The sequence below is a fragment of the Streptomyces sp. NPDC046122 genome (assembly GCF_056429965.1).
On the sequence record NZ_JBWKLQ010000010.1, the window covers coordinates 91248 to 108274 of the forward strand.

The following is a 17027-nucleotide window of genomic DNA, read 5'->3' on the forward strand; positions in this document are numbered from 1 at the left end:
CACACCATGTCCACCGTCGAGCTCACCAAGGAAAATTTCGATCAGGTCGTGTCGGACAACGACTTCATCCTGATTGATTTCTGGGCTTCCTGGTGCGGTCCCTGCCGGCAGTTCGCTCCCGTCTTCGAGAGCGCGTCCGAGCGTCACGACGACCTGGTCTTCGCCAAGGTCGACACCGAGGCCCAGCAGGAGCTGGCCGCGGCCTTCGAGATCCGTTCGATCCCGACCCTGATGATCGTGCGCGAGAACGTGGCGGTGTTCGCCCAGCCCGGCGCGCTGCCGGAGGCCGCGCTCGAGGACGTGATCGGACAGGCCCGCAACCTCGACATGGACGAGGTCCGCAAGTCCGTCGAAGAGGCGAAGGCCGCGCAGGGCGCACAGGACACCCGGGAAGCGGGCTAGGCGCGGCGCGGAGCACGGAGAGTGCGGAGAAGGGCCCGGCCGGTACGTACGGCCGGGCCCTCTCGCGTGCCTCGGCGTCCTGGCTAGAAGGGGTGGTCAGCCGGTTCGCGGCGGATCGTCGTCCAGCGCACCTCGGTGAACGCCTCCAGGTTCGCCTCGCCGCCGAAGCGCGCTCCCGTGCCCGAGGCGGCGACCCCGCCGAAGGGCGCCACCGCCTCGTCGTTCACCGTCTGGTCGTTGATGTGCACGATGCCGGTCGGGATGCGGTCGGCGAGCCGCACCCCGAGCGCGGTGTCGCGGGTGACGATGCCCAGGGAGAGCCCGTAGGGACTCGCCGACGCCAGGGCCGCGGCCTCGTCCAGGGTGGTGAAGGAGCGGACCGGCGCGACCGGGCCCAACACCTCCTCGGCGTACGCCGGGGTGTCGTCCTCCACGCCCGCGAGCACGGTCGGCCGGTAGAAGAGGTCGCTGTGGGCGCCGCCCGCCACGAGCTTCGCGCCGCCCGCCGTACTGGCCTCCACCAGGCCGTGGATCTTGTCGAGTTGGCCCCGGTCGATGATCGGGCCCAGGTGCACCTTCTCCCGGTGGGGGTCACCGACGGCCAGGGAGTCGGCCTTGGCGGCGAGCCGCTCCAGGTACTCGTCGTAGAGCGAGGCGTGCACGAGGTGGCGGCCCGTGGTCATGCAGATCTGGCCCTGGTGGAAGAAGGATCCCCACGACGCCTGGGCGACGGCCCCTTCGAGGTCCGCGTCCTCCAGGACGACGAGGGCGGAGTTGCCGCCGAGTTCGAGGTGCGCGCGCTTGAGTGCGCGCCCCGCCGCCTCGCCCACCGCGCGGCCCGCGGCCGTGGATCCGGTGAACGAGACGACCGGCACGTCCGGCTCCGCGACGAGCGCCTTCCCGGCCTCGGCCCCGGCCGGCAGGACGTGCAGCAGCCCTTCCGGCAGCCCCGCCTCGGCGAACACGGCGGCCAAGGAGAGGCCGCCGCAGACCGCCGTGCGCGGATCGGGCTTCAGCAGTACGCCGTTGCCGAGCGCGAGCGCGGGGGCGACCGAGCGGATGGAGAGGATCAGCGGGGCGTTGAACGGTGCGATGACGCCGACCACCCCGGCGGGCACCCGTCGTGTGTACGACAGCCGGGGCGCCTCGCTCGGCAGCACCTGCCCGGTGGGGCGGGACGCGAGCGCGGCGGCCTCGTAGCACTCCTGGGCGGCGACGTGGAGCTCGAAATCGGCCTTGCCGGGTATGGAACCCGACTCCCGGACGAGCCATTCCCGCAGCTCGTCGGCGTGCGCGGCGAAGAGGTCACCGGCGCGGCGCAGCACGGCGGCCCGCGCGAAGTGGGGCGTACGGGCCCATGCCGTCTGCACGGCCCCGGCGGTCCGGGCGGCCGTGCGGACGTCGTCCGCGGTGGCGAGCGTGACACGGCCGAGCGATGCGCCCGTGGCCGGCTCGACGACGTCCGACTCACCGCCCGAGAGCCGGACGGGCTGCCAGGTCTTGGGGTCGAGCAGGGGCATGCGGATCTCCAGTCAGAGAGGCAGTCCTGTGTAGTTCGCGGCCAGTTCCGCGGCGGCGGGTTCGGAGGCAGCGAGACGGTGCAGCCGTGCGAGACGCACTCGGGTGTCGAACGCGTCCTCACTTGGTTGACGGTGCAACATCGTAGTCATGTCGTACGAGAAACGGGTGGCTTGCCACACGCGCCTCAGACACAAGTCCGAATAGGAGTCGAGGAGTTCACCGGAGCCGGTGGCGTGGTGGTGCTCGAAGGCCCGGGCCAGGATCCGTACGTCCGACACCGCCAGGTTGAGCCCCTTGGCCCCGGTCGGCGGCACGATGTGCGCCGCGTCCCCGGCCAGGAAGACCCGCCCGTACCGCATGGGCTCGGTGACGTGACTGCGCATCGGCGTCACGGACTTGGCCGTGATCGGGCCGCGCGCGAGGCTCCAGTCGCCGTCGACCGCGAAGCGCCGGTCGAGCTCGTCCCAGATCCGCTCGTCGGACCAGTCGGCGGGGTCGGTGCCGTTGGGCACCTGGAGGTAGAGGCGCGAGACGCTCGGCGAGCGCATGCTGTGCAGCGCGAAGCCGTCCTCGCCGCGCGCGTAGATCAACTCGTCGCAGGACGGGGGGACATCGGCCAGGACGCCCAGCCAGGAGTAGGGATACGTGCGCTCGTACGTCCGTCGGACCTCGTCCGGGACGGCGGCGCGCGCGATGCCGTGGAAGCCGTCGCAGCCGACGACGTAGTCGCATGCGAGGGTCTGCTCCCGGCCCTCGTGCGTGAAGCGGACCACCGGCTGGCCGGATTCCGGCTTCTCGACGGCCAGGGCCTGCGCTTCGAAGAGCAGGGGCGGGCCTTCGGCCAGCTGGAGTGCGACGAGGTCCTTGACGACCTCGGTCTGGGCGTACACCGTCACGGACCGGCCACCGGTCAGTTCGGGGAAGCCGATGCGGTGGCGCCGCCGGTCGAAGCGCAGCTCGATGCCGTGGTGCACCAGGCCCTCGGCGTCGAGGCGGTCGGCCGCCCCGCACGCGCGCAGGGCGTCGACGGTGCCCTGTTCGAGGATGCCGGCGCGCTGGCGCTGTTCGACGTACGCGCGGGTCCGGTTCTCCAGGACCACGCAGTCGATTCCCGCCCGGTGCAGCAGCCGGGCCAGGAGGAGACCGGCCGGGCCGGCCCCGATGATTCCCACCTGCGTACGCACCGGTCAGCGCTCCAGGACGAGCGCGAGGCCCTGGCCGACGCCGATGCACAGGGCCGCGAGGCCCGTGCCCGAACCCGCGGCGGCGAGCTGGTGGGCGACGGATCCGGCGAGGCGGGCGCCGGAGGCCCCGAGCGGGTGGCCGATGGCGATGGCGCCGCCCCGCGGATTGACCACGGCGGGGTCGAGATCCGGCCATTCGGCGAGGCAGCCGAGGGACTGGGCGGCGAAGGCCTCGTTGAGCTCGAAGGTGGTGAGGTCCGCGAAGGACCTGCCCGCCTTGGCAAGCGCGCGCTGGACCGCCTCGACGGGACCGAGGCCGAAGAGCTGCGGCTCGATGCCCGTGACGGCGGAGGTGCGGATGCGGGCGAGCGGCTCGCGGCCGGTGGCGCGCAGCCCTTCCTCGTCGACGAGCAGGAGCGCGGCGGCGCCGTCGTTGAGCGGCGAGGCGTTGCCGGCCGTGACGCTGCCGTCCTTGCGGAAGACGGGCTTCAGCTTGGCCAGCGCCTCCATGGACGATCCTTCGCGGACGCACTCGTCGCGGGAGAGGTCCGCGCCGCCGTACGGGACGACCTCGCCGTCGTACAGGCCGTCCGCCCACGCCCTGGCCGCCTTTTGGTGGCTGGCCAGCGCGAAGGCGTCCTGCTGCTCGCGGGTGATGCCGTGCTTGTCGGCGATCAGCTCCGCGCCCTCTCCGAGCGGGACGGTCCACTCGTCGGGCATCCGCGGATTGGTCATGCGCCAGCCGAGCGTGGTCGAGTGCAGCTCCTGGTGGCCGGCGGGGAAGGCGCGCTCGGGCTTCTGGAGGACCCAGGGAGCGCGGGACATCGACTCCACGCCGCCGGCGACGGCCACCGAGGCGTCGCCGAGGGCCACGGCGCGGGCGGCCTGGATGACGGCCTCAAGGCCCGAGCCGCAGAGGCGGTTGACGGTGACGCCGGGGACGGAGACGGGCAGTCCGGCGAGCAGCACGGCCATCCGTGCGACGTCCCTGTTGTCCTCGCCGGCGCCGTTGGCGTCGCCGAAGTAGACGTCGTCGATCCTGGCCGGGTCGAGGTCGGGCGTCCGGGCGACGAGCGACTTGACGACGTGCGCGGCGAGGTCGTCGGGACGCACGGAGGAGAGGGCACCCCCGAACTTGCCGATCGGCGTGCGGACGGCGTCGACGATGTAGACGTCGCGGATGCTCATCGGGTCTCTCCCGGAGTCGTGGAGTTTTCAGTGTTCGCGCAATGAACTATCGTTCATATCTGACTTCGCCCCGAGTCTCTGCCGAGCGCCGTCCGGTGTCAACGGCATGCCAGGAGGAATCCCATGCCGAACGCCGACCGTCCAGCGGCCGCCTCGCCCTCCGCCGCCCCCGCCGAATCCGTCGGGCCGCTGGAGCGCGGGCTCACCGTGCTGCGCGCGCTGTCCGCCCCCGGGGCCGACGACCGGATGCGGCACAGCGACCTCGTACGGTCGACGGGCCTGGCCCGCTCCACGGTCGACCGGGTGGTGTCCACCCTCGACCGGCTCGGCCTGGTGCGCAGCGACGGGCGCGAGGTCGCGCTCGCGCCCCGGCTGATGGAACTGCCCGGCGCCTACCTCACGGCCTGCGGGATCCCGGCGGCGCTGGGGCCGGCGGCGGAGCGGCTCGCGGACGAGTTCGACGAGTCCGTGTCGGTGGCGGTGCCGGACGACCGGGTCGCGGGGGTGCGGTTCGTCCTCCAGACGACCCGGCGGCGCACGATGTCGCTCGCCTTCCGGATCGGCGACCTGCTGCCCGCCGAGCGGTGCGCGCCGGGGGCGCTGTTCGCGGCGGAGTGGGACGCCGCCCGGTGGCGGGCGTGGCGCGCGCGGCGGGCAGCAGGTCCGCGGGGCGACGGGTTCGCGGCGCCGCCGCCGGGCGGCTCGCGGGGCCGCGGCGACTTCGAGGAGCGGGCCGCCCGAGCGGGCGCGGACGGCTGGGCGGGCGACGACCAGCTGATCGAGCCGGGGCTCGTGGCGGTCGCCGTGCCGGTACACGACGGGGCGGGGCGGATCGTGTGCGCGGTGAGCGTGGTCAGCCACACGAGCCGGCACACCCGGGAGTCGCTGCGGGAGACGGTACTGCCCCGACTGCGCTCGGTGCGGGCCGAGTTGGAGGAGGCGCTTGCGGCGCCTCGCCCCGCGGTCCCCGGCGCGCCGGTACGGGACACCTCGCTGGACGCCAAGCGCGAACTGGGGCCGGGCTTCCTCCAGTCGCTGGCGCGTGGACTCGCGGTCCTGGGCTCACTCGGGGCCGACCGGGGCGACGGGATGGCCCTGACGGCGGTCGCCGAGGCGACCGGTCTCGCCAGGGCGACGGCCCGGCGCTCGCTGCTCACGCTGGAGCACCTGGGGTACGTCGCCTCGGACGGGCGCCGGTGGCGGCTGCTGCCGCGGGTGCTCGAACTGGGCTGTGCGCGGCTGTCGGAGCTGGGACTCCCCGAGATCGCCCGGCCCCACCTGGCGGCGCTGGTGCGACGGGTGCACGAGTCGGCGTCACTGGCGGTGCTCGACGGCGGGGACATCCGGTACGTGGCGCGGGTGCCCACGGTGCGGATCATGAGCGTCAACATCACGGTGGGTACGCGGTTTCCGGCGTACGCGACCTCGATGGGCCGGGTGCTGCTGGCGGACCTCGCCCGGGACGAACGGCCTCCGCTGCCGGAGGTCCTGCCGGCGCTCACCCGGCGTACCGTGACCTCTCCGGTCGAGCTCGGCCGGATCATGGAGCGGGTCGCGGCTGACGGATTCGCCCTGGTGGACGAGGAGTTGGAGGAGGGCCTGCGCTCGTTGGCGGTGCCCGTGCGCGGCGGGGACGGCCGGGTGGTGGCCGCGCTGAACGTGGCCCGTCACGCGGGCCACGGCACACCGGCCGAGATGCGGGACGCTCTGCTGCCGGCGCTGCGGGAGGCGGCGGCGCTGATCGAGACGGACCTGCGGGCGCTGGGCGGGCCGCGCCCGCTCTGACGGGGGCTGCGGAGCCTGCCGGCCCCTCTCCAAACCCCCGGAGCCCGGGCCTCAGACGTCGGTCGGACCGGCGCACGCGGGGGAGGGCGGACGGGGGATTCCGACCGTGCGGCGTACCCGGCCCCCGGGCGAACGACGGCTCAGCTGGACTCACGGGGGATCGCGTGGGCGGCCATCAGGTCGTGGCGCTCCACCTCGCCCTGCGGCCGGCGGACCACGCGGTCGACGAGTTCCGCTATCTCCCGCCCCGTCGGCAACTCGATGTGGACCGTGCTCAGCCGGGGCCGCAGCAGCTTCCCGAGCAGCAGGTCGTCCGCGCCCACCACCGCGCACTCCCCCGGCACGTCGACGCCCGCGTCCTGCAGCGCCCGCATGAGCAGTTGGGCGTACTCGTCGTTGTACGCGTACACCGCGTCGAGGCCGAGACCGCGCCAGCGCCCGGCGAGCTCCGCGGCGGACTCCTCGTCGTACGCCATGGTCAGCGGCTCCACCCGGGCCCCGCCGGCCGCTGTCACCGCCTTGCGCACCCCCGCCAGGCGCGGGGCGGAGAACAGGCTCAGGCCCGGCTCGGCCGGGACGACCACTCCGATGCCGCGCCGGCCGCGCTCCAGCAGGTGCGACGCCGCAGCGGCACCGATCGTCCGCTGGTCCATGACCAGGGCATGGGCGCCCTCCACCCGCTGCGGGCCGAGCGTGATGACGGCCTTGGCCCCGGAGCGCTTGAGGACCCGAACCCCGTGCGGGGTGAGGCCGATCTCGCCGAGGGAGAGGACCGCCACGGGCCGCAGTTCCGCCCACGCGCGGGCCGCCTCGTCGGCGCCGAGACCCAGGCTGCCGTACTGCACGACCGTGTAGTCCAGCGCCCGCAGAGCCCATTGGACCTCGTTGAGGAACCGGCCGTAGAGGGGGCCGACGGGAACGTGCGCGGTGGGCAGCAGCACCATCCGGCTGTGCCCCGCCCGCAGGCTGCGCGCCGCCGCGTGCGGCACGTATCCCAGCTCCTCGGCGGCCTCGCGCACCCGGCGGCGCGTCGGCTCGCTGATGCGGACCGCCGACGTGTTGTTCAGGACGTACGACACCGTGGCGCGCGAGACCCCGGCCAGGCGCGCGACATCAGTGCTGGTCGGAACGGGACCATCGGCGGACTGCTTCGGTGTCTGGCTCATCGCCTTCGGCATCTTTCCAGATCGGTGGTGAACGGGGTCTGGCGGATGGCCTGAAATGAGTGCTACACAATGCTGACGCGCAACTGACACGTGTCACCAGTCACCACTGCGCGCTTCACCCGGTGTCACCCCGCGTGTTCACCACAGCTCTCGCTCGTCTTCCCGCAGTCGCCCGTCTCCTCTGACACTCCTCATGGAGGGCAGCGTGGCCCTTTCCCCGCCCGGCACCCCCGGCACTCCCGACCCTCCCGACCCTCCCGACCCTCCCGGCGCTCCAGGCGCTCCAGGCGCCCCCGACCCCGACCCCGGAAGAACCGGCGCACGAAGAGCCGGCCCCACGGGCCCGCCCCCGCCGACGCGCGGGCTGCTGCCCCTGCTCCTGGTCGGCAACACCACCATGTACGCGCTCTACGTCGGGGTCGGCGGCGTACTCCTCGCCCTGCAGGTCGAGGCCGTCGACCCGGCCGCCAAGGTGGCCAACCTGGGCCTCGTCGCCGGGGTCTCCGCGATCTTCGCGACCGTCTTCAACCCGGTCGCCGGCGCCCTGTCCGACCGCTCCGGACGCCGCAACCCCTGGATACTCGGCGGCGGCCTGCTCGCCGTCCCCGCGATGTTCCTGCTCGGCAGCGTGCACACGGTCCTGATGATCACCATCGCCTGGTGTCTCGGCCAGGCCGTGATGAACGTCCACCAGGCCGCCCTCACCTCCGTCGTCCCCGACCGCGTCCCGACGACCGCGCGCGGCAGGGCCTCCGCGGCCGTGGGGCTCGGCCTGCCCTTCGGCAGCACGCTCGGCGCCCTGACCGGCGCCGCGTTCTCCGACGACTACCGCACCGGCTACCTCGTGCTCGGCGCCCTGGTCGCCGCCTCGGCCGTACTGTTCACCGCCTGCGCCCGCGAACAGCGCATGCCGGTGCGGCCTTCACTGCCCGTACGGGAACAACTCGCCGCCTTCGCGGGAGCCTTGCAGTCGCACGACTTCCGCTGGGCCTTCATCGGCCGGGCCCTGCTGGTCCTCGGGTACTTCGCCGTCAACGGCTTCCTGCTCTACATCATCAAGGACCACACCGTCCTGCCCGCCGGCCTGCGGGCCGAGGACGCGGTGGCGGTCCTCATGCCGGTCACCAGCGTGGCCATGATCGTGTCCACGGTCCTCGGCGGGTACCTGTCGGACCGCTTCGACCGGCGCAAGCTCTTCGTCGGCGCCTCGGCCGCGCTGTCGGCCGTCGCGCTGGTCGTCCCCGCCGTCTCGACGAGCTGGGCGGCGATGCTCGTCTTCGCCACTGTCAACGGCCTCGCCTTCGGCTGCTACATGGCCGTGGACACCGCGCTCGTGACCATGGTCCTGCCGAAGGCGGAGGACGCCGCCCGCGACATGGGCGTACTCAACATCGCCAACGCGGGGCCGCAGATCGTCGCCCCGTTCATCGCCTCCCTGATCGTCGGCTTCGGCGGCTACACCACACTCTTCCTCGTCGCGGCGGGCCTCGCGGTGCTGGGCGCGCTCGCCGTGCGCCCGATCCGCTCCGTGCGCTGACCCCACCGACCGAAAGGCACCACCGTGCGACTCCACACCCGTACCTGGGGCGAGGGCGACCGCCTCGCGCTCCTCATCCACGGCATCATGGCCGACCACCGCACCTGGCGGCGCGTCGGCCCCGCACTGGCCGCGAAGGGCTACCGGGTCCTCGCCGTCGACCTGCGCGGACACGGCGCCAGCGCCCGGGGCGCGTACACGCCGGAGCTCTTCGCCGACGATGTCGCCGAGACCCTCCCGGCGGGGGCCGAGCTCGCCATCGGCCACTCCCTCGGCGGCCTCACCCTGTCGCTCGCCGTGGACCGCCTCCGTCCGCGGCGCGCCGTCTTCTCCGATCCTGCCTGGCGCCTCGCCACCGCCGAGGAGGGCTTCGATCCCGAGGTCTTCGTCCGGTTCAAGTCGGCGTCCAGGGAGCGGATAGCGGCCATGAATCCGCGCTGGGAGGCGGCGGACGTCGACATCGAGCTGGAGACGCTGCGGGTCTGGGACGAGGCGTCGGCGTTCGGCCTGGCCGCGTCGGCCGGCGTCGACCTGCTGCCCGCCGAGCCGGTCGTGCCGTCGCTGGTGCAACTCGCCGACCCGAGCTTCCTCGTCGACGCGGCCGAGGCGGCGGTGTTGGCGGAGCGCGGATTCGACGTCCGCACGGTCAAGGGCGCCGGCCACACCATCCACCGTGACGACTTCGACGCGTTCATGGCGTCACTGGACGGCTGGATCTAGCCTCGCGCCTGCCTGCGGGCCGGGACGCCGGCCCGGTGCGGACGGGCCGGCCCGCACGCGCGCGGCGCCTCAGCCGGTCGCCAGCACCTGCCACAGGTCCGGATCCTCGAAGTTGAGCGCCCACAGGGCCGTGTGGGTGACGCCGTACTTGCGCAGCACCGGCAGGTGTTCGGCGACGCCGCGCGCGTCCTGGTACCAGACCTCGCGCCGCTGCTCACCGTCCAGATAGCTGAAGTGCGGTGTCCGGGACTCCGGGTCGAGCGTGTAGGGCGCCCCCTTGGCGACGCGCAGCGCCTCGGCCTCCTTCCAGGTGACGTGTTTCGCCCGGGACGAGCCCTCGGCGGGCCAGTCCCAGCCGTACCCCGGCAGCCCGAGCTCGATCTTGCCGACCGGGACCTCGGCGGTGGCGAGGCGCAGGATCTCGTCGTACCACTGGGGGGTCGACAGCGGGCCGGGCTTGCCGCCCTTCCAGTGGTAGTCGTACGCCATGATGCGCATCCGGTCGGCCGCGCGCCCGACGGCGGCGTAGTCCCAGATCCGGCCGGTGGACGCCGTTTTGGCCCCCACGGTGACGACGCACTGCTTGTCCAGGCCGCGCAGGCCCCGGCAGAGCCCCTCGACGAGCTTGCTGAAGCCGTCGCGCACCCGTTCGTACGTGGCGTCGCCGGTTGCCGCGTGGGACTCGTAGTCGAGGTCCAGTCCGTCGTAGTCGCGGCGGTCGGCGACGTCGAGGAGGGTACGGATGTGCCTCGCGCGGCGCTGGGGACTGGTGAGGATGGCGGCCAGCGCACCGGGCTTCATCGTCTCGTTGACGGTCGGCACGACCTTGACGCCCGCGGCGTGCAGTCCGTCGACGATGCGCCGCTCCCCCGCACCCGGGTGTCCGCCGACCCGCCCCGCCGAAACGCCGTGGTACCAGAAGGGGCTGACGGTGTGCAGTTGCCCGGCGTGGGCGAGGGCGTCCTGGTAGGCCCCTTCCTGGTCCCAGTAGGGAAGCCAGCCGGAGACGGTACGGGGCGCCGGGGCGCCGGCGGCCTCCTGGTGCGGCGGCTCCGGGCGTGGTGCGGCGGGCGCCGGGAAGGCCGCGGCCGTGCCGATGAGCGCGGCGGCGACGAGAGTGATCAGGATGCGTGTGGCCATGGACCGAGCCTGTGGTCCGGTCGCCGGGCCCGCTCCGCGGACTGGGCCGTCCAGGCCCTGACACATCACCCGGGTGACGACATCTTCCGACACCCTGGCCGAACTGCCGGGCCGGCGCGGCCCCGCCGCGACCACCGCGGCCGATCCCCGTACGACGGGTCCGGTCCTGCCCCCCGTACGGCCGGACCGCGCCGCCGCTCCCGACCCGGGCGAGATCGTCCGGACGTGGGTGCCGTACGGGCAGAACGACGGCCGGGGCAAGGACCCGCCTGTGCTCGTGGTCGCCCGGGAGGCGGCCGGCACGCTGCTCGCCGTACGGCTGCCCAGCAAGCGGCACGACCACGACCGCGAGTGGGCGGCGATCGGCAGGGGGCCGTGGGACGCGCGGGGGCGCGAGTCCTGGGTCGACCTCGACCGGGTGCTGCGGGTGCGCGAGGCCGGCATGCGCCGGGATGCGTGCGCGCTGGACCGGCCCCGCTTCGACCGGGTCGTGCGCCGCCTGCGGGAGCGGTACGGCTGGAGCTGACCGGCGGGGGCCCGGCCCGCGCGTCGGGCTCGTGCCGGGCGGGCCGGGCTGCGTCTGTTTCCGGCCGGCGCGGCGGGCTCCCACGCGCCCCCGCTTACGTCTGCGCGGCTTCGTCGGCCCGCGTGGCCGGGTCGGCCCGCACCGCTGCCGCTGTCCGCACGGTGGCCCCGTCCCGCCCCGTGGCGTGCGTCCGGTCCGCGAAGGCCGCGCGGAAGGCGCCCAGCACGGACGCGGCGCGGGTGCGGTCCAGCACCGCGAAGACCACCTCGTCGAAGTGGCCGGAGAAACGGCCCGCTCCGGTGAGGTGCGCCTGGAACGCGCCCGCCACCGCGGCGGGATCGTTCATGAAGACGCCGCACCCCCAGGCCCCCAGCACCAGCCGCCGGTAACCGCGGGCCGCGGCCGTTTCCAGGACCCGTTCCGCGCGGGAGGCGAGCGCCGCCGGGACGCGGTGCTCGAGCTCCGGCTCCCGGCTGCGGATCACGCCCGCGTTGGGGGCCGGCGAAGTCAGGAACCCCACGGTGTACGGCGTGGCCAGCAGCGCCCCGCGGTCGTCGCGGAACACCGGGACGCCGGGCGAGTGGATCACCCGGTCGGTGTAGAAGGGGCTGCGGTCCGCCCGGTGGCCGGCGTAGAAGTCGGGGGCGCGCAGCAGTGTCGCGTACAGGGCGGAGGCGCGGCACAGCGCCTCCTCCTGCGCCTGCGCGCCGTTGAGGTAGCCGCCGCCCGGATTGCGCGCGGAGGCGAAGTTCAGCACGGCGACGGGTCCGGCGCCCCGGCCGGTCAGCCGGCGCGCCGCCTCCAGGCTGCTCTCCCCCGTGACCTCGAAGGCCGTCGTACGGTCCGTGTCCGGCGTGACGGCGACGGGGTCCGGGCCGTACACCCTGGTCCCGGCCACGGCGGCGGCCAGCTCCTCGCCGATCGACACGGTGCGGCCGCCCGGAACGGCGTACCGGCCCGCCCGGACGATCTCCTCGGTCTCTTTCGCGATTCCCCGCAGTCGTGCGCTCACAGGTGAGATCGTCGGCGACCGGCGGCCACCGGCGCAACGGAGTTTTCGCGCCGCCGGACGCTCTTGTGCGATCCGGCCCCGGTGGCTTTAGCTGAAGGGCGATGCCCGTCCCGTTCCCGGGGGCGGGCACCGGCACGATCGCGGCACTCCGCAGGACCGACAGACGGCAAGGAGGAACAGCCCATGCCCCCGATCGACTTCGCGCGGGAGAGCGCGCCGGTCACGGAAGCCGGAGCGGAAGCATTACTGCACGGCATCTGTTTCAAGACAGGTCCACCGAGCATCGTCGGTGTCGAACTCGAATGGTTCGTCCACGAACTGCACCTCCCCGAACTCCCCGTCGAGCCCGCCCGCCTCGAAGCGGCCATGACCGCACTGCGGGCCCTGCCCCTGGCCTCGGCCCTCACCGTCGAGCCGGGCGGCCAGCTCGAACTCAGCTCCCTCCCGGCCCCGTCCCTGACGGAATGCGTCGACTCCGTCTCCGCCGACCTCGACGCGGTACGCGCCGTTCTGCGCTCCCGGGACCTCGGACTCACCGGCATCGGCACCGACCCCTGGCACCCCCCGAAGCGCCTGCTGCGCGAGCCGCGGTACGACGCGATGGAGGCGTACCTCGACCGGGCGGGCCCCGCCGGCCGGGCCATGATGTGCTCGTCGGCGTCCGTCCAGGTCTGTCTGGACGCGGGGCACGAGGAGCCCGGTCCGCTGGGCCACGGGCGGCGCTGGCTGCTCGCGCACCTGCTCGGCGCGGTGCTGACCGCCGCGTTCGCCAACTCCCCCTTCCACCACGGGCGCCGGACCGGCTGGCGGTCGACGCGGCAGGCCCTGTGGACGGAGATCGAACCCGGCCGCTCGCTCGCCCCGCCCCTCGACGCCGAGCCGCGCGGCGCCTGGACGGAGCGCGTCCTGGACGCACCCGTGATGTGCGTGCGAGGCGAGCCGGGCCGGCCCTGGGACGTACCGGAGGGGCTGTCGTTCCGCGCCTGGATCCGTTCCGGGACGCCCCGTCCGCCGACCCGCGCCGACCTCGACTACCACCTGACCACGCTCTTCCCGCCGGTACGGCCGCGCGGCCACCTCGAACTGCGCATGATCGACGCGCAGCCGGGGGAGCACGGCTGGATCGTCCCGCTCGCCGTGACCGCCGCGCTCTTCGACGACCCCGCCGCCTCCGAAATGGCGTACCGGACGGTCAAGCCCCTCGCGGAGACGGCCGGTTCGCCGCCCGCACCGCGCAACCCGCTGTGGATCAACGCCGCGCGGTACGGGCTGGCCGACGCCGAACTGCGGACTGCCGCCGAGATCTGCTTCGACGCGGCGCTCGACGCGCTGCCCCGCCTGGGCGCGTCCACGGCCGTGCAGTGCGCGGTCGCAGCCTTCACCGAGCGGTACGTCGTCCAGGGGCGGTGCCCCGCCGACGATCTGCTCGACCCCGCTCACGGGAAGGACCTCCGCACATGAGCGACCCCACCGGCATCACGGTCCCCTCCGGCAGCACGGACCCCGAGGTGCTGCGCACCCGCGCCGTCGACGCGCTGCTGAGGGCGCGCGGGCGCACCGCCGGGCTCACCGACTGCGTCGACGACGACGAACTGACGGCCCAGCACTCCCCGTTGATGTCCCCCCTGGTCTGGGACCTGGCGCACATCGGCAACCAGGAGGAGCTGTGGCTGCTGCGGGCGGTCGCCGGGCGCGAGGCGATGCGCCCCGAGATCGACTCGCTGTACGACGCCTTCGAGCATCCGCGCGCCGAGCGTCCGGCGCTCCCGCTGCTCGACCCCGCCGAGGCACGGGTGTACGCGGCCGACGTACGGGGCCGGGCTCTCGACGTCCTGGAGCGCAGCCCTCTGCGCGGCGACCGGCTGCTCGACGCCGGCTTCGCCTTCGGCATGGTCGCCCAGCACGAGCAGCAGCACGACGAGACCATGCTGATCACCCACCAGCTGCGGCGCGGGCCCGTCGCGCTCACCGCTCCCCCGCCGCCGCGCCCCACGGCCGCGCCGGCGGCCGCGCACGAAGTGCTGGTACCCGGCGGTCCGTTCACGATGGGCACGTCCACCGAGCCGTGGGCGCTCGACAACGAGCGGCCCGCTCATCACCGTTTCGTCCCGGCGTTCTTCATCGACACGGTCCCGGTGAGCAACGGCGCGTACCTGCGCTTCATGGAGGACGGCGGGTACGCCGACGCGCGGTGGTGGGCGCCGGAGGGCTGGTCGCAGATCCGCCGGCACGACCTGCGCGCCCCGCTGTTCTGGCGGCGCGAGGGCGGCCAGTGGCTGCGCCGGCACTTCGGGGCGGTGGAGCCCGTGCCCGAGGACGAGCCGGTGCTGCACGTGAGCTGGTACGAGGCGGACGCGTACGCGCGGTGGGCCGGCCGGCGGCTGCCCACGGAGCCCGAATGGGAGAAGGCGGCCCGGCACGATCCGCGGTCGGGGCGCTCGACGCGCTACCCGTGGGGCGACGCCGACCCCACCCCCGAACTGGCCAACCTCGGCCAGCGGCATCTGCGGCCCGCGCCGGTGGGGGCGTACGCCGCCGGCGCGTCCGCGCTCGGCGTGCGCCAGCTGATCGGGGACGTGTGGGAGTGGACGTCGAGCGACTTCCTGCCGTACCCGGGCTTCGCGGCCTTCCCGTACCGCGAGTACTCGGAGGTGTTCTTCGGCAGCGGTCACAAGGTGCTGCGCGGCGGTTCGTTCGCGGTGGACGCGGTGGCCTGCCGGGGTACGTTCCGCAACTGGGACCTGCCCGTACGCCGCCAGATCTTCGCGGGGTTCCGCACGGCGCGCGACGCGCCGGACACCCGGGACGTGCCTCCGCGCCCGGTGGTGTCCTGATGTGCCGCCACTTCGCCTGCCTGGGGCCTCCTGTGCCCCTGGGCGACCTGTTGGTGAAGCCCGCGCACGGCCTGTACCGCCAGGCGTGGGCGCCGCGCCACCAGCGGTACGGGACCGTCAACGCGGACGGGTTCGGCGTCGGCTGGTACGCCGAGGGCGACCCGGTACCGGCCCGGTACCGGCGCTCGGGACCCATGTGGGCCGACGCCTCGTTCGCCGACCTGGCCCGGGTCGTGCGCTCCGGGGCCGTGCTCGCGGCGGTCCGCGACGCGACGGAGGCGGGCGCGGACGGCGAGGCGGCGGCGGCGCCGTTCGCCGCGGGGCCCTGGCTGTTCAGCCACAACGGCGCGCTCAGGGGCTGGCCCCGGTCGGCCGCGGCGCTCGCCGGCGCGCTGCCCGCCGCCGAACTGCTGGCCCTGGAGGCGCGGTGCGACTCCGCGCTGGTCTGGGCGCTCGTACTGCACCGGCTGCGCGACGGCGACGAGCTCGGCCAGGCGCTGGCCGACACGGTCCTGGAGCTGGCCGGGGCCGCGCCGGGCTCCCGCCTGAACCTGCTGCTCACGGACGGCGAGACGGTCGCCGCGACCGCCTGGGGCGACACCCTCTGGTACTACGCGGAGCCCGGCCGCCGCACGGTCGTGGCCTCCGAGCCGTACGACGACGATCCGCACTGGCGCGAGGTCCCGGACCGCACCCTGCTCGCCGCCACCCGCACCGATGTCCTGCTGACCCCGCTCAAGGAGCCCACTGCGTGAGCCCGTTCCTGCTGACCCGCACCCTGCCCGAGGACGCGACCGACGCCGATCTGCGCGCCGACGTACTGCACGGACTGACCCGCAGCCCCAAGGTGCTGCCGCCGAAGTGGTTCTACGACGCGCGCGGCAGCGAGCTGTTCGAGGAGATCACCCGGCTGCCGGAGTACTACCCGACGCGCGCGGAACGGGAGATCCTGATCGCCCGCGCGCCCGAGATCGCGGCCGCCACGCGGGCCCGCACGCTGGTGGAGCTCGGCTCGGGCTCCTCCGAGAAGACCCGCCATCTGCTGGACGCCCTGCTTCCGGGGCTCCACAGCTACGTACCGGTCGACGTCAGCGAGAGCGCACTGACCGCTGCCGCGTCGTCGCTCCTCGACGAGCGTCCCGGCCTGTCCGTACACGCCCTGATCGCGGACTTCACGCGCGGGCTCGCCCTGCCGGGGACGCCGGGCCCGCGCCTGGTCGCCTTTCTGGGCGGGACCGTCGGCAACCTGCTGCCGGACGAGCGCGCGGTCTTCCTGAAGTCCGTACGGTCGCTGATGGCGCCGGGGGACGCACTGCTGATGGGCACGGACCTGGTGAAGGACGAGGCGACGCTGGTCGCGGCGTACGACGACGCGCAGGGCGTGACCGCCGCGTTCAACAAGAACGTCCTGTCGGTCATCGACCGCGAACTGGGCGCGGACTTCGATCCCGACGACTTCGACCACGTGGCGGTGTGGGACCCGGCGCACGAGTGGATCGAGATGCGGCTGCGGGCGCGGACGGCGCTGACCGTGAAGGTGCCGGAGCTGGACATCGCGGTGTCGTTCGCGGCGGGTGAGGAGATCCGCACGGAGGTCTCGGCCAAGTTCCGGCGGGAAGGAGTACGCAGCGAGCTCGCCGGGGCGGGGCTGGATCTGCGCGAGTGGTGGACCGACGAGGACGAACGTTTCGCGCTGTCGCTGGCGGTGGCCTAGCCGGGCGGGAGGCGGGCCTGTCGTGGGGCCCGCCCCCCCGTCCGCCGGTGGGCGCGTGCGTGACGGGTGAAATCACTCAAAGCGCACACCCGACTACGCGTGGTTGTACGCCGGACGCACATCTCGCGTTTCCCGTGTGCCTCGGCTCCCCCGCCCCGCCGTCAGAACCGAGGATCCGCATGTTCGTACGGCGGCATGTCTCGTCGCCTGCTCGACCGGAGCTCTGTGCATCCCCTGCGCGGCGATCGTCGCCCGGCAGCACCTGAGGTGATCAAGCACTGCGCGAAGCAGGCGACCA

The 17027-nt window shown here is 73.9% G+C and carries 15 protein-coding genes; 9 read left to right on the forward strand and 6 right to left on the reverse strand.

What is annotated here, in order from left to right; genetic code table 11:
- Positions 1–6 precede the first annotated feature (6 nt).
- Entirely contained in the window at positions 7–402 is a 396-nt protein-coding gene (trxA, locus tag AC07FK_RS24430; protein WP_479107064.1) for a thioredoxin, read from the forward strand.
- An 83-nt stretch (positions 403–485) separates the two neighbouring features.
- Here the strand turns inward: trxA and AC07FK_RS24435 are convergent, their stop codons facing one another.
- The 3 genes from AC07FK_RS24435 to AC07FK_RS24445 are packed head-to-tail and all read right to left on the reverse strand — an operon-like array spanning position 486 to position 4295.
- Entirely contained in the window at positions 486–1922 is a 1437-nt protein-coding gene (locus AC07FK_RS24435) for a benzaldehyde dehydrogenase (protein WP_479107065.1), read from the reverse strand.
- Between the two features lie 12 nt (positions 1923–1934).
- Positions 1935–3107, reverse strand: a complete 1173-nt coding sequence (locus tag AC07FK_RS24440) for a 4-hydroxybenzoate 3-monooxygenase (protein ID WP_479107066.1) — start codon at positions 3105–3107, stop codon at positions 1935–1937.
- A 3-nt stretch (positions 3108–3110) separates the two neighbouring features.
- Positions 3111–4295, reverse strand: coding sequence for a thiolase family protein (locus tag AC07FK_RS24445; protein ID WP_479107067.1), 1185 nt, complete (start codon positions 4293–4295; stop codon positions 3111–3113).
- A 123-nt stretch (positions 4296–4418) separates the two neighbouring features.
- Here AC07FK_RS24445 and AC07FK_RS24450 point away from each other — a divergent pair, with 123 nt between their 5' ends.
- Complete coding sequence (locus AC07FK_RS24450) at positions 4419–6080, forward strand: IclR family transcriptional regulator domain-containing protein (RefSeq protein ID WP_479107068.1); 1662 nt, start codon at positions 4419–4421, stop codon at positions 6078–6080.
- A gap of 140 nt (positions 6081–6220) precedes the next feature.
- On the opposite strand, the gene AC07FK_RS24455 is transcribed toward AC07FK_RS24450, so the two are convergent.
- Entirely contained in the window at positions 6221–7246 is a 1026-nt protein-coding gene (locus AC07FK_RS24455) for a LacI family DNA-binding transcriptional regulator (protein ID WP_479107069.1), read from the reverse strand.
- Positions 7247–7451: 205 nt separating this feature from the next.
- Between AC07FK_RS24455 and AC07FK_RS24460 the strand changes: the two genes are divergently transcribed.
- Positions 7452–8783: an MFS transporter gene (locus tag AC07FK_RS24460; RefSeq protein WP_479107070.1), complete on the forward strand. Its 1332-nt coding sequence runs from the start codon at positions 7452–7454 to the stop codon at positions 8781–8783.
- A gap of 24 nt (positions 8784–8807) precedes the next feature.
- On the forward strand, positions 8808–9503 hold the full coding sequence (locus AC07FK_RS24465; protein WP_479107071.1) for an alpha/beta fold hydrolase: 696 nt from the start codon (positions 8808–8810) through the stop codon (positions 9501–9503).
- 69 nt (positions 9504–9572) lie between these two features.
- On the opposite strand, the gene AC07FK_RS24470 is transcribed toward AC07FK_RS24465, so the two are convergent.
- The gene (locus AC07FK_RS24470; protein ID WP_479107072.1) at positions 9573–10643 is read right to left on the reverse strand and encodes a glycosyl hydrolase family 18 protein; all 1071 of its coding nucleotides are present in this window, start codon (positions 10641–10643) and stop codon (positions 9573–9575) included.
- 64 nt (positions 10644–10707) lie between these two features.
- On the opposite strand from AC07FK_RS24470, the gene AC07FK_RS24475 reads away from it, so the two are divergent.
- Positions 10708–11169, forward strand: coding sequence for a type II toxin-antitoxin system PemK/MazF family toxin (locus AC07FK_RS24475; protein WP_479107152.1), 462 nt, complete (start codon positions 10708–10710; stop codon positions 11167–11169).
- Between the two features lie 94 nt (positions 11170–11263).
- Here AC07FK_RS24475 and AC07FK_RS24480 read toward each other — a convergent pair whose 3' ends face one another.
- Positions 11264–12181, reverse strand: a complete 918-nt coding sequence (locus AC07FK_RS24480; protein WP_479107073.1) for a TIGR02452 family protein — start codon at positions 12179–12181, stop codon at positions 11264–11266.
- A gap of 183 nt (positions 12182–12364) precedes the next feature.
- On the opposite strand from AC07FK_RS24480, the gene egtA reads away from it, so the two are divergent.
- From egtA to egtD, 4 genes are read left to right on the forward strand one after another with little or no spacing between them, the layout of a single operon-like run.
- The gene (gene egtA, locus AC07FK_RS24485; RefSeq protein ID WP_479107074.1) at positions 12365–13642 is read left to right on the forward strand and encodes an ergothioneine biosynthesis glutamate--cysteine ligase EgtA; all 1278 of its coding nucleotides are present in this window, start codon (positions 12365–12367) and stop codon (positions 13640–13642) included.
- Positions 13639–15015 (forward strand): ergothioneine biosynthesis protein EgtB, encoded by a 1377-nt coding sequence (gene egtB, locus AC07FK_RS24490; RefSeq protein WP_479107075.1) that lies wholly within the window; start codon positions 13639–13641, stop codon positions 15013–15015. Before egtA ends, egtB begins: the two co-directional genes overlap by 4 nt.
- On the forward strand, positions 15015–15770 hold the full coding sequence (gene egtC, locus AC07FK_RS24495; protein WP_479107076.1) for an ergothioneine biosynthesis protein EgtC: 756 nt from the start codon (positions 15015–15017) through the stop codon (positions 15768–15770). The genes egtB and egtC overlap by 1 nt, the downstream gene beginning before the upstream one ends.
- Positions 15767–16729 carry an L-histidine N(alpha)-methyltransferase gene (egtD, locus tag AC07FK_RS24500; RefSeq protein WP_479107077.1) on the forward strand — a complete coding sequence of 321 codons (963 nt, stop codon included), beginning with the start codon at positions 15767–15769 and terminating at the stop codon, positions 16727–16729. The genes egtC and egtD overlap by 4 nt, the downstream gene beginning before the upstream one ends.
- The last annotated feature ends 298 nt before the right edge of the window (positions 16730–17027 follow it).

What these genes read in the sequence shown, in the direction of transcription:
- trxA (WP_479107064.1), top strand. Translation starts at nt 7, where the DNA reads ATGTCCACCGTCGAGCTCACCAAGGAAAATTTCGATCAGGTCGTGTCG.
- AC07FK_RS24435 (WP_479107065.1), bottom strand. Translation starts at nt 1,922, where the DNA reads ATGCCCCTGCTCGACCCCAAGACCTGGCAGCCCGTCCGGCTCTCGGGC.
- AC07FK_RS24445 (WP_479107067.1), bottom strand. Translation starts at nt 4,295, where the DNA reads ATGAGCATCCGCGACGTCTACATCGTCGACGCCGTCCGCACGCCGATC.
- AC07FK_RS24450 (WP_479107068.1), top strand. Translation starts at nt 4,419, where the DNA reads ATGCCGAACGCCGACCGTCCAGCGGCCGCCTCGCCCTCCGCCGCCCCC.
- AC07FK_RS24455 (WP_479107069.1), bottom strand. Translation starts at nt 7,246, where the DNA reads ATGAGCCAGACACCGAAGCAGTCCGCCGATGGTCCCGTTCCGACCAGC.
- AC07FK_RS24470 (WP_479107072.1), bottom strand. Translation starts at nt 10,643, where the DNA reads ATGGCCACACGCATCCTGATCACTCTCGTCGCCGCCGCGCTCATCGGC.
- egtA (WP_479107074.1), top strand. Translation starts at nt 12,365, where the DNA reads ATGCCCCCGATCGACTTCGCGCGGGAGAGCGCGCCGGTCACGGAAGCC.
- egtB (WP_479107075.1), top strand. Translation starts at nt 13,639, where the DNA reads ATGAGCGACCCCACCGGCATCACGGTCCCCTCCGGCAGCACGGACCCC.
- egtC (WP_479107076.1), top strand. Translation starts at nt 15,015, where the DNA reads ATGTGCCGCCACTTCGCCTGCCTGGGGCCTCCTGTGCCCCTGGGCGAC.